Origin of the sequence: Pseudomonas caricapapayae (assembly GCF_001400735.1) — a bacterium.
Lineage (GTDB): Bacteria > Pseudomonadota > Gammaproteobacteria > Pseudomonadales > Pseudomonadaceae > Aquipseudomonas > Aquipseudomonas caricapapayae.
The window spans coordinates 1-11,684 of the sequence record NZ_LJPW01000037.1; the positions used below are offsets into that span (position 1 = coordinate 1).

At 58.1% G+C, this 11,684-nt stretch carries 9 protein-coding genes; 7 read left to right on the top strand and 2 right to left on the bottom strand.

Annotated features, from left to right (window positions below):
• The 3 genes from ALO80_RS04385 to ALO80_RS04395 form a co-directional block, all read left to right on the top strand.
• On the top strand, positions 1–1,255 hold a 1,255-nt coding region (locus ALO80_RS04385; protein ID WP_055008081.1), incomplete at its 5' end, for an ABC transporter substrate-binding protein.
• A gap of 156 nt (positions 1,256–1,411) precedes the next feature.
• The gene (gene nhaA / locus ALO80_RS04390) at positions 1,412–2,590 is read left to right on the top strand and encodes a Na+/H+ antiporter NhaA (RefSeq protein ID WP_055008082.1); all 1,179 of its coding nucleotides are present in this window, start codon (positions 1,412–1,414) and stop codon (positions 2,588–2,590) included.
• A gap of 90 nt (positions 2,591–2,680) precedes the next feature.
• Positions 2,681–3,562, top strand: coding sequence for a hypothetical protein (locus ALO80_RS04395; RefSeq protein ID WP_055008083.1), 882 nt, complete (start codon positions 2,681–2,683; stop codon positions 3,560–3,562).
• A gap of 173 nt (positions 3,563–3,735) precedes the next feature.
• On the opposite strand, the gene katG is transcribed toward ALO80_RS04395, so the two are convergent.
• Positions 3,736–6,006, bottom strand: a complete 2,271-nt coding sequence (gene katG, locus ALO80_RS04400; RefSeq protein ID WP_055008084.1) for a catalase/peroxidase HPI — start codon at positions 6,004–6,006, stop codon at positions 3,736–3,738.
• Between the two features lie 390 nt (positions 6,007–6,396).
• Between katG and ALO80_RS04410 the strand changes: the two genes are divergently transcribed.
• Positions 6,397–6,831 carry a GNAT family N-acetyltransferase gene (locus ALO80_RS04410; RefSeq protein ID WP_055008086.1) on the top strand — a complete coding sequence of 145 codons (435 nt, stop codon included), beginning with the start codon at positions 6,397–6,399 and terminating at the stop codon, positions 6,829–6,831.
• Between the two features lie 14 nt (positions 6,832–6,845).
• On the opposite strand, the gene ALO80_RS04415 is transcribed toward ALO80_RS04410, so the two are convergent.
• Positions 6,846–7,925, bottom strand: a complete 1,080-nt coding sequence (locus ALO80_RS04415) for a GGDEF domain-containing protein (protein WP_055008087.1) — start codon at positions 7,923–7,925, stop codon at positions 6,846–6,848.
• 327 nt (positions 7,926–8,252) lie between these two features.
• Between ALO80_RS04415 and ALO80_RS04420 the strand changes: the two genes are divergently transcribed.
• The 3 genes from ALO80_RS04420 to ALO80_RS04430 all read left to right on the top strand — a co-directional run.
• Positions 8,253–9,245: a helix-turn-helix domain-containing protein gene (locus ALO80_RS04420; RefSeq protein ID WP_055008088.1), complete on the top strand. Its 993-nt coding sequence runs from the start codon at positions 8,253–8,255 to the stop codon at positions 9,243–9,245.
• A gap of 68 nt (positions 9,246–9,313) precedes the next feature.
• On the top strand, positions 9,314–10,246 hold the full coding sequence (locus ALO80_RS04425) for a SphA family protein (RefSeq protein ID WP_055008089.1): 933 nt from the start codon (positions 9,314–9,316) through the stop codon (positions 10,244–10,246).
• 61 nt (positions 10,247–10,307) lie between these two features.
• On the top strand, positions 10,308–11,684 hold a 1,377-nt coding region (locus ALO80_RS04430; protein ID WP_055008090.1), incomplete at its 3' end, for an amidase.

Consider the following 11,684-nt stretch of genomic DNA (forward strand, 5'->3'; position numbering starts at 1 on the left):
GACCTATACACTCAAGATGCGCCCGGCCAGATTCTCCGATGGCTCGGACCTGACCGCCAGCGACGCCGTATTCAGCCTGCTGCGAATCCGTGACGACAAGGGCTCGCTATGGAGCGATTCCTACAAGATTATCGACAAGGCCGTCGCGACAGATCCGCATACGCTGGTCATCACGCTGAAGAATCCTTCGGCTTCATTCCTCTCGCAACTGGCACTGCCCAACGTTTCGATTCTCTCCGAGAAGGCCATGAAGAGCATGGGCGAAGAGGCGTATGCCGAGCAGCCTGTGGGCTCCGGCGCGTTCACGGTAAAGGAATGGCGGCGCGGTGACCGGGTGATACTGGCAAAGAACCCCAACTTCTGGGAGGCTCAGAGCGTGAACCTGGATGGCGTTGAGTGGATTTCGGTGCCGGACGACAATACTCGCACGCTCATGGTCCAGAAAGGCGAGCTGGACGCAGCCATCCTGGTGCCGTTCTCGCGAATCGAAAATCTGCAGAAGGACCCCAACCTCGTGGTCCATCTCGACCCCTCGACCCGTGAGGACCACCTGCTGATCAACCACGAACACGGCGCATTGGCCAAACCTGAAGTGCGTCAGGCACTGGACATGGCCATCGACAAGAAATCGCTGGTCGAGGCCGCGACCTTCGGGCTGGGCACCGTGGCCAACTCCTACATTCCCAAGGGTGCGCTGTACCACTACGCCGACAATCTGCAGCGCCCGTATGATCCGGTCAAAGCCAGACAGATGCTGGCTGACGCCGGTGCCTCCGACCTGAAACTCGACTACATCGTCAACGCGGGCAATGAGGTCGACGAGCAAATCGCCGTCATGCTGCAACAGCAACTGGCCAAGGTCGGCGTCACCACAACGCTGCAGAAAGTCGACCCGAGCCAGAGCTGGGACATGTTGATCGCCGGTGACTACGACATCTCCGTGATGTACTGGACCAACGACATCCTCGACCCGGACCAGAAAACCACCTTTGTGCTCGGCCATGACACCAACAATAACTACATGACCCGTTACAAGAACGACAAGGTCAAGGCGCTGGTGGCCGCTGCACGGGTCGAAATGGACCCCAAAAAGCGTGAGCAGATGTACATCGACCTGCAGAAAATGGCCAAAGCGGACGTCAACTGGATCGACCTCTATTACAGCCCGTACATCAGTGTTTCGCGCAAAAACATCGAACACTTCGGTCAGAACCCATTGGGTCGCTTTACGCTGGAGGAGACGGTCAAGAAGTGACCTGAGCGGGACGTCTGCCTCACGGGCAGGCGTTCCCTCGCCAGCCTTTTCGCGCTTTGCAGACGTTAATTTGTATCCTCAGGTTTACCTGGCCTTTGACGGGCCTCGTGGGTGTTAAGGTTGCGGCCTTTTTTGCGCTGTACCCGCGGAGCCATCATGCACACCCCCAATCCCCGTAGCGAATCCCCGAACGCGCTGGCGTTCATCACGCGTTTTTTTGCGGCTGAATCCGCTGGCGGGCTGGTGCTGATGGCGGCTGCGCTGGCTGCCTTGATCGTGGCTAACTCGCCGTTGGCCGACAGCTACTTTGCGGCGCTGCACGCGGTGTTCGCCGGGTTGTCGGTTGCACACTGGATCAACGACGGCCTGATGGCGATTTTCTTCATGCTGGTCGGGCTTGAAATCAAACGCGAAGTACTGGCCGGCCAGCTTGCGTCCTGGAGCCAAAGGGCCTTGCCGGGCTTTGCGGCTCTCGGCGGCATGGTGGTGCCGGCGTTGATCTATGTGGCTTTCAACCGGGACCAGCCAGAGACCATCGGCGGCTGGGCCATTCCTGCAGCCACGGACATCGCATTCGCCCTGGGCGTGCTGTCATTGCTGGGCAAGCGCGTGCCACTGTCGCTGAAGATCTTCCTGTCCGCACTGGCCATTCTCGATGACCTCGGCGCGGTGCTGATCATCGCGCTTTTCTATACCAACGACTTGTCCGTTCCCATGTTGCTGGCCGCACTGGCTTCCGTTGCCGTGCTCGTCGCGCTCAATCGTCTGGGCGTGAAAAAGCTGCTGCCTTACCTCGTCGTCGGCGCGCTGTTGTGGTTCTTCATGCTCCAGTCCGGCATCCACGCCACCCTTGCTGGCGTCGCGCTGGCGCTGTGCATCCCGTTGGGCAAACCCGAGGAGGAGGCTCGCTCACCACTGCTGCATCTGGAAGAGAAACTGCACCCGTGGGTCGCGTTCGTCGTCGTGCCGGTCTTCGGGTTTGCCAATGCCGGCGTCTCGTTGTCGGGCATTACCGCAGACACACTCATGGACCCGGTTCCGCTGGGTGTTGCACTGGGGTTGCTGGTCGGTAAGCAGGTGGGCATATTCGCCATGGCTGCACTGGCCATCCGCGCAGGGTTCGCCCGATTGCCCGAAGGCAGTAACTGGGGCCAGCTTTATGGTGTTGCAGCACTGTGCGGTATTGGTTTCACCATGAGCCTGTTCATTGGCGCACTGGCCTTTCCGGGTGCGCCGGAGCTGGTGGACGAGGTCAAGGTGGGCGTACTGATCGGGTCGGTGTTGTCGGCTTTGCTGGGGGTTGTGCTGTTGCGCAGGTTTGCGCAGCGGGAGTGAGCCGCATGCCGTCAGCGGGAAAGCAGCCTGTTGTTCAATGCAGGCCATGTGGTGTAAAAAGGCCGCCCGAAAAATAAGGGATTGAGCGCCGTGGCGTCACTGGATGAAAAGAAACTCGAGATCGAGCTGAAAAAACTTCAGCTCGAACAACGAAAACTGGACCTCGACGAACAGAGAACTTCTCTGGCATCCAAAGGCTACCGTATTGACCTGGTCGCCAAGCTGGCCATTCCTGCCGCTGTACTGGTGCTGGCGGCAGCCACGTATTACACAAACACCAACAACAATGATGCTCGAATGGCCTTTGATACGAGCCGTCAGAAAATGGAATTCATGCAAAAGCAGGAAGACCTCTTCATGAAGCGGAGCGATGCCGAGCGGAATCAAGAGGAAAACAAAGCGCGTTTTATCCAGAATAATCTGGAGCTGATTACCGATCATGCTCCGGAGGCTGAGCAAAAATTCACGTTGCTCGCAAAGGCCGTGCTGCCCGGAAAGGATGTCGAAGACGTTCTTGAAAAGGCGAGGGCCATCAGGGTCGGTAGTACCAGCAGCGAAATCGAGGCCGACAAGGCATCGCCTTTGAAAGCCGCCATCGAGTACATTGCCACCGGCAAGAAATTCGTCAAGGCTGGAAACTTCGAACAGGCACTGGTCAACTTTCAAATGGCCAACCTGCTGAATACGTCCAATCCCCTGGCCTGGAACTATCAAGCCTATGCGCAGATGCGGACAGATCGTAACGACGATGCGTTGAAGAGCATCAGCACCGCCATTAATTTAAAACCCACGGATGCTGGCGCGCAGAAAACAATCATGATCAATGCAACCAAGATACTGTGCTCTCTCGGCAGAACAGACGATGCGCTGTCGTATATAAACAAGAGCATCGCTCTTGCGCCCAGGCTGGTGGACGATCTTCGCAAGGATGATGAGTTTAAAAGTCGCTGCGGTTTTGTATTGCCGGGCTGACCGTTGTAGGGGGAGCCCATATGTCAGCCTGCGCTCCTTATGCGGCAGCGATTTGATCGCCCCTGTCAGACCTTTGAAGTGTCCATCTCACACTGTGTGCCTTATCCATAATCACCACGTAAAAGAACGCCTCCGCAAGGGAGGCGTTCTTTCAACTCACTGCATCAGACACATCAGGCGAGGTCGAAGCGATCCAGGTTCATCACCTTGGTCCATACGGCCACGAAGTCTTTGACGAACTTCTCGTTAGCGTCCGAACTGCCATACACCTCGGAAATGGCGCGCAGTTGAGCATGTGAGCCAAAGACCAGATCGACACGGGTGCCGGTCCATTTGACTGCACCGGTCTTGCGGTCACGGGCCTCGAAGGTATCGGTGCCACCCGCGGTCGCTTTCCACTCCACGCCCATGTCCAGCAGGTTCTTGAAGAAGTCGTTGGTCAGGGTGCCTGGCTGATCAGTGAACACGCCATGCTTGCTCTGTCCGACGTTGATATTCAAGACCCGCAGGCCGCCCAGCAGTACCGTCATTTCCGGTGCTGTCAGGGTCAGCAGTTGCGCCTTGTCGACCAGCAACGATTCCGCCGAGACCTTGTAATGTCCCTTCTGATAGTTGCGGAAACCATCGGCGATTGGCTCGAGGAAGTTGAACGACTCAACATCGGTCTGCTCTTGAGACGCATCGGCGCGGCCCGGTGCGAACGGAACGCTGACGTGCTGGCCTGCATTTTTTGCAGCCTGCTCGACACCTGAGTTACCGGCCAGGACGATCAGATCGGCGATTGAAACCTTCTTGCCATTCGACTGAGCTGTGTTGAACTCGCTCTGAATGCCCTCGAGGGTCTTCAGCACGCCCGCCAGCTGCTCAGGCTGGTTGACCGCCCAATCCTTCTGCGGAGCCAGACGCAGACGGCCGCCGTTGGCACCACCGCGCTTGTCCGAGCCACGGAAGGTAGAGGCTGCCGCCCAAGCGGTCGACACCAGCTGCGAGACCGAAAGGCCGGAAGCGAGAATCTTGCCTTTGAGCGCGGCAACGTCCTGATCATCCACCAACGCATGATCAACGCTGGGGATCGGGTCCTGCCACAGCAACTCTTCGGTCGGTGTTTCCGGGCCGAGGTAGCGCGCAAGCGGACCCATGTCGCGGTGGGTCAGTTTGAACCAGGCGCGGGCGAACGCGTCGGCCAGCTGATCAGGGTTGTTCAGGAAGCGACGGGAGATCTGCTCGTAAGCTGGATCGAAGCGCAGCGCCAGATCAGAGGTCAGCATGCTGGGTGCGTGACGTTTTGACGGATCGTGGGCATCCGGAATCTTGCCCGCGCCAGCGCCGTTCTTCGGCGTCCACTGATGCGCGCCTGCCGGGCTCTTGGTCAGTTCCCATTCGAAGCCAAAGAGGTTTTCGAGGTACTCGTTGCTCCATTTGGTTGGAGTCGAAGTCCAGGTCACTTCCAGGCCGCTGGTGATGGTGTCGCCACCCTTGCCGCTGCCGAATTTGTTTCTCCAGCCAAGACCCTGCTCTTCAAGGCCGGCTGCTTCAGGCTCCGGACCCACGTTGTCGGCAGGGCCGGCACCGTGTGTCTTGCCGAAGGCGTGACCACCGGCGATCAGCGCCACGGTCTCTTCGTCATTCATCGCCATGCGACCGAAGGTTTCACGGATATCCCTTGCCGAAGCAACCGGATCCGGCACACCTTCAGGGCCTTCAGGGTTCACGTAGATCAAGCCCATCTGCACGGCAGCAAGCGGGTTTTCCAGATTACGTTCGCCGTTAGCAGTGCGGCTTTCTTCGTTGGCATGGTTCTCCGGCTCGGCCACCAGCGTGCCGTCGCCCGGTTGCTGCATCTTCTTCTGTGCGCCATAGCGTTCTTCACCACCCAGCCAGGTGGTCTCGGAACCCCAGTACACGTCTTCTTCCGGTTCCCAGACATCCGCGCGACCGCCGGAGAAACCGAAAGTCTTGAAGCCCATGGATTCGAGCGCGACGTTACCGGTCAGCACGATCAGGTCAGCCCAGGAAATCTTGCGGCCGTACTTCTGTTTGATCGGCCAGATCAGGCGGCGCGCCTTGTCCAGGCTGACGTTGTCAGGCCAACTGTTGAGCGGCGCAAAACGTTGCTGACCGGCACCTGCACCGCCACGACCATCGCCTGTGCGGTAAGTACCGGCGCTGTGCCAGGCCATGCGAATGAACAGCGGGCCATAGTGGCCGAAGTCTGCCGGCCACCAGTCCTGGGACTGGGTCATGACGTTGCGCAGGTCCTGTTTGACCGCTTCGATGTCAAGGCTCTTGAATTCCTTGGCATAGTCGAAACTCTCGCCCATCGGGTCGGAGAGTGAGGAATGCTGATGCAGAATCTTCAGATTCAGCTGCTTGGGCCACCAGTCACGGTTGGTGGTGCCGCCGCCAGCAGCATGGTTGAAGGGGCATTTCGATTCAGTTGACATGCTTGATACACCTTTTTGTCATTTGCATCCGGCCATCCAGTCCACGCGTGGGACCTAAGACAGTGATGACGGAACTCAATAGCACGGGGTTCATACCGGCTCCTCGATCAACGATCAGGCCAGCTCTACCGATACGTTGCACAGCGATCATCAGATTGATGCGATACCAGCCCATAACGTGCGCAATGAACTTGAGCTCATTCTTATCTCCTTATCAGGGTAAACCGTGCGGCCTTCGCCGACGCCTATGCAGATTAGCCTTCTTCAGGAAGATTTCTAATAGAAAGAACATTGCGGCGTGATAGGCAGACTCTGGCGGCGCTGTCATCAAGGCACCACGGTGCTCTGCTAACCTGTTCGGCTATTGCAATAACGGGGCGGGCTCAGCCAATGATTACAATCCGCAGCATGACGCTGGATGACTATGAGTCGGTTGCCGAACTGATGCGCAACACACCGGGCATTTCAATCCGCGATGCAGACTCTCGCGAATCGACCGCGCGCTACCTCGAACGCAACCCCGGCTTAAGTTTTGTCGCTGAATCGGACGGCGTTATCTACGGCTGTGTGATGTGCGGGCATGATGGCCGCCGTGGTTATCTGCAACATTTGATTGTGTCGCCTGAGTACCGGCGACAGGGCATTGCTCAGGCGTTGGTCGAGCGATGCCTTGAATGTCTGGAGGGACTGGGAATTTACAAGTGCCATCTGGATGTATTGAAGGGTAATGAGGCGGCCGGGCAATACTGGCGAGGGCAGGGGTGGACATTACGCGAGGATATTGATCGTTATTCGAAAGTGCGGCGCGGTGGGGAAAATGCCTGAGAGAAAAACAAGCGCTATGCAGGCGTGGGCGTATTGACTGACGGTTGATTCTGATGTGCAGCAGTTATCGCGGTCGCGGAAACTATCCGGTTTTCGAAGGCAATGCATTTTCTGCCGTTGCGTTTGGCGTGATACAGGTTCTCATCGGCTTCCTTGAAAAGATCATTGATGTTTTCTGCGTGTTTCAGGCTGGCAATGCCGCCACTGAATGAGTAAGGCACATCAGCGGTTTCATCGTGTTGAGCACGCATCAGTAAATGATCCAGTGCGTCTATCGCGTCTGCGGCGGTCGCCGCTGACAACAGTACGCCAAACTCTTCCCCACCCAAGCGACCGAAGCTGTTCAGGCCCGGTGTGCTTTTTATGAGTGCCGCGAAACTTACAAGGACATTGTCGCCTGCATCGTGACCGTGAGTGTCGTTAATGTTTTTGAAGTTATCCAGATCAAGCATGGCGAACCACAGCGAGGGCTTGTCAGTTGACGCCAGTGCTTTATTCACGTTGGCGACCAGTGCGCGGCGGTTTGGCGCGTGGGTCAGTGTGTCGGTCTCGGACAGCTCCTGATAGCGGTCCCTGGCCGCCATGGTCTGCATGACCAGGCTCAGGAACGTTGCATTCAGGCAGCCTCCCAACAAGGTTGAACTGATTAGAAACACATAGAACAGAGACGCATGGTTAACGCCGACCGCCGTCAGGTCCATTTGCCACATGATCAGCCAGATCAGAGCAGCCGCGACAATGTAATCAATAAACTTGACGAAGAATACGCTCATTCCTGTAATAAGCAGTGAGGTGACAACCAGCCCCCACATCGACGCTTCCACGCCCATGCGTTCGATCTGTACCTTGAACAGGAAGGTCAGGGATGTCATGTAGAGGATGCCGAACAGGCGCCACGTCGTCATGCTTCTGCTGTTGGAGGTGACAATTATCGACAGCGTCGCGCCGGACAGTGCGCAATAGAGAAATATATCCAGTGAGCGCTCAATGGAGGGATTGAGGCACCAGCTGATAACCCAACTGAGAATGCCGATCAGTTGAGACAGCTTCAACGGTAAGAAAATAGAGTTTTTCAGGTTTCTTCTTTGTGGCATGTGCTGTTTTCCCTATTGATGCCAGTCAACGCGTAATCGACGGCACACGCCTTGGTCGAGAGGGGTGATGGTGTATTGCCATTATATGTGATCTGTAATGAAGTGTGACGTCCGCCCGTCCCATGAGCGATTATCCTGGCTGTTGTAACGCCGGAGGCACTTCCGGGAAAAGCTCAGAGAGGGCGAACAGCCAAGCTGGAAGTCCTGCTGACGCCTTCAACGAGGATTAGCCGTTTTCGGCACAAATCCGTCGAAGTGCTTTTCATCGGAATGAAACTTGCGTTCACTTGACCTCATGACCTTGAAACGTATCAAAGGGCAAGGCCGATGAATAACAGCAATCTGGCGATAAACGCTGCTTCGAACAAGACCGCACCAACGCCTCATCTGCAGCGCTTTCAAACCCGCGACATCGACGAGCACGGGCGCAACCTGGGCGGATGGCAGGTTCGTTACGATCAACTGACGCCCGGCAGCTTTGAGGGCGAACTGACGGAGTTTCGGTCCGACTGGTTGCAGCTGGTCCGCGACCGCTCTAATCAGGCCTTGAACAAGAGTGGCGTAGCCTGGAAAGGGGCGATTGTTTTTGCGTTGCCCTTGAGTGCCAACGGTCCGGCTTTCTGCGCGGGGCATGTGCTTCCGGCGTCCAGCATGATCGTCGTACACGGCGACAACCTTCCGGAGTTGAGCACGCCGCCGCAGCTGGATGCACTGGGGGTGATTATTGAAGAGGGTGCTTTGGCTAACGCGCTGGAGCGTCAGGGCAGTCGTTTTGAAATTACCGATCTTCCCAAGTGTTACCGTTTGACCGATCCGACGGTCCGAACGAGGTTCGCTGCGCTGTTCGATAATCTGTTGAATGGTGAACAGGCGTGCCTGCAGAAGCTTGAGTATGCTTCGATCCGGCAGGGCATTCGCGATGCCGTGATGTTGCAGGTGCTCGAACTGGTGACGCCTGACCAGGTGCCGCCTCTCAATCCCACGGCGCGCAAGAGGATGGTAGACCGGGCCCGTGATTACGCCTTGGCGCATCTGGACGAACCGTTGTCGATTCTGGATGTGTGCAACCACATCGGCACCAGCCGCCGCAAACTCCAATACTGCTTTCAAGAGACGCTGGGCATCAACCCTGTGGCGTTTCTGCGTACGTTGCGCCTCAACGCAGCGAGGCGCGAGTTGCGCGAAAGCCCCCGGACCGAGCTCGTGCAGACCGTTGCTGCGCGCTGGGGCTTCTGGCACCTGAGCCGTTTTTCCAGTGACTACCGGACACTGTTCGGGGAAACACCGTCGCAGACGGTGCAGCGTACGCATCTTTGCTGAAAACGGATAACGGCAACACGCATGACTGAATAGCATGGCCCCACCACCTTCGTGGTCAGGGGCATGCGATGAGTCATAACAATAATTCCAATATCAAACGCTTCACCTTCTTGATGCTCGGCCTGATGAGCCTTGGTGCCACGGTTCAGGCCACTGAAAACGGCGCACCTACGACATCCTTCGGCGTTTACGATTTCGGTGCCGGCATACTGCCCGCGTCGACACCCGTGGGTACGCTGGGCGTGCGCGTGGCGTTCTATTCGGCCAACGTGCAGAAAGACCGGCATGGTCGATCGCTGGGCAACAATTTTTCGCTGGACGTTCTGTCCATCGGCGTTGCGTACTTTCGCATGACCGATTACAGACTGCTGGGCGCACGCTATGGCTACAGCGTGGCAGTACCTTTCTTCCAGATGGATGCCTCTGTCCGGGTCCAGACCCCCGGCGGCCCGCTGGACCTGCAGGCGGATCCGTTCAGGATGGCCGACATTTCAGTGACGCCGCTCATACTGCAGTGGGATTTTTCTCCCAACCTGTTCGTGAACGCACGGATGCAGATTCAGGCACCGACCGGTGACTACGACAAGAATCGTCTGATCTCGCCGGGAGTAAATCACTGGACGTTGTCTCCCACCGTCAACGCGACCTACATCAGCGACAGCGGCTTCGAAGTGTCCAGCAGCTTTCAGACCGACATCAACACCCGCAATCCCGCGACCGACTACAAGAGCGGCGTCGAATACCGACACGAGTTTGCCGTGGGCCAGCATGCAGGCCCGTTCACGCTGGGGCTGGGCGGGTTCTATTACCGGCAGTTCTCCGATGACGACGCGCCTGCGCTGGAAACGGGCAACCGCTCCCGGGTCATCGCAGCCGGTCCCGCGATCAGCTACTTCACGCCCGGCATGCCGGCGGCGTGGTTTCACCTCTACAAGGAGTTCGGCGCGCGTAACCGTCCGCAGGGTTACACCGTGGCATTACGTGTAGGCCATAGTTTCTAGAGCGATTGCCAGATTGGCGATCCTGTTTTCAGCCCGGATTCAGACCATCAGGAACCTTCGCATGACAGACATTCAGACGTTGTTGAACGAGGAAGACGCTACCGGCCTGGCCGAACGGGTCAGGCGCGGCGAGGTCCAGCCGATCGATTTGCTGGAGGCGGTGATTCTGCGCATCGAGCACGTCGAACCGCAGCTCAATGCCGTCGCCGAACGACTGTATGACTCGGCGCGCAGCGCTGCGCTGGACGCCGTAAAAAGCCAGGGCGTTTTCGCTGGCGTACCCATGTTGATCAAGGACCTGTTTACACCGGTCAATGGCGCGGTGATGAGCAACGGCTCCCTGGCCATGGGCGAGTTCCGTGCCACCTTCGACAGCGAAGTGGTCAGTCGCCTGAGACGTGCCGGTTGTGTCATTGCCGGGACGACCACCGCACCGGAATTCGGTACGTCCTATTCCACAGAGTCCACACGCTTCGGCGCGACCCGTAACCCCTGGAGCCTCGAGCATAGCGCCGGGGGTTCAAGTGGCGGGGCTGCCGCACTTGTGGCGGCACGGGTGGTGCCCTTCGCCCACGGCAACGACGGCGGCGGTTCGTTGAGGGTGCCTGCATCCTGCTGCGGCGTCTTCGGTTTCAAGCCCAGCCGCGGACTGATGCCTTCAGGGCCGATGGTAGGCGAGGGCTGGGCAGGGCTGAGCACCTCGCACGCTATCACCATGACCGTACGCGATAGCGCTGCCCTGCTGGACGCCACGGCGGGCATGGACCTTGGCGCACCTTACGCAGGGCCTGTTCAAAGCCTGTCTTATGTCAGCGCCGTTCAGCGTGACCCAGGAGCCCTGCGCATCGCGTTAATCGAGCAATCAGGCACTTGGCCAACCTCTGTCGAAAGCCTGGCCGCCGTGCGTGAAGCCGCGCAGTTGTGCGAATCACTCGGACACCGGGTCCAACCGGTCAGCCTGCCAGTGGCGTTGCCAGAATTCCTCGACCATGTCTTCACCATCATCGGCGCCAACACCCGCAACCATGTCGATATGTTGGGACGCATGCGTGGTTTTGACGTGCAGGATGCCGAACTGGAAGCGCGCACACGCATCATCCTGCGCGACAAAGGCAGCGTCAGCGGCGCGCAATACACCGCCGCCGTCGAATGGATACACGCCCTGGGCCGCCAACTGGCGACGTTCATGCAGGATTACGACGTGATTCTTTCGCCCGTGCTGACACGCGAGCCGGCGCGCATCGGTGAGCTTGTGGTGCCGGACATGAGCCTGAGCCTTGAGGACATGATCGAGCGGTCCCATCGGTATTCACCGTTTGCAGCGCTGTTTAGCGCGAGTGGGCAACCGGCGATGTCGGTGCCGTTGTCCTGGAGTCCGGCGGGCTTGCCGATGGGGGCGCATTTTGCTGGGCGGTTTGGGGAGGAGGGTGTTTTGTTG

Bases quoted from the DNA above. Each gene is read 5' to 3' on its own strand.
- nhaA (WP_055008082.1), top strand. From the start codon at position 1,412: ATGCACACCCCCAATCCCCGTAGCGAATCCCCGAACGCGCTGGCGTTC.
- katG (WP_055008084.1), bottom strand. From the start codon at position 6,006: ATGTCAACTGAATCGAAATGCCCCTTCAACCATGCTGCTGGCGGCGGC.
- ALO80_RS04410 (WP_055008086.1), top strand. From the start codon at position 6,397: ATGATTACAATCCGCAGCATGACGCTGGATGACTATGAGTCGGTTGCC.
- ALO80_RS04415 (WP_055008087.1), bottom strand. From the start codon at position 7,925: ATGCCACAAAGAAGAAACCTGAAAAACTCTATTTTCTTACCGTTGAAG.
- ALO80_RS04420 (WP_055008088.1), top strand. From the start codon at position 8,253: ATGAATAACAGCAATCTGGCGATAAACGCTGCTTCGAACAAGACCGCA.
- ALO80_RS04425 (WP_055008089.1), top strand. From the start codon at position 9,314: ATGAGTCATAACAATAATTCCAATATCAAACGCTTCACCTTCTTGATG.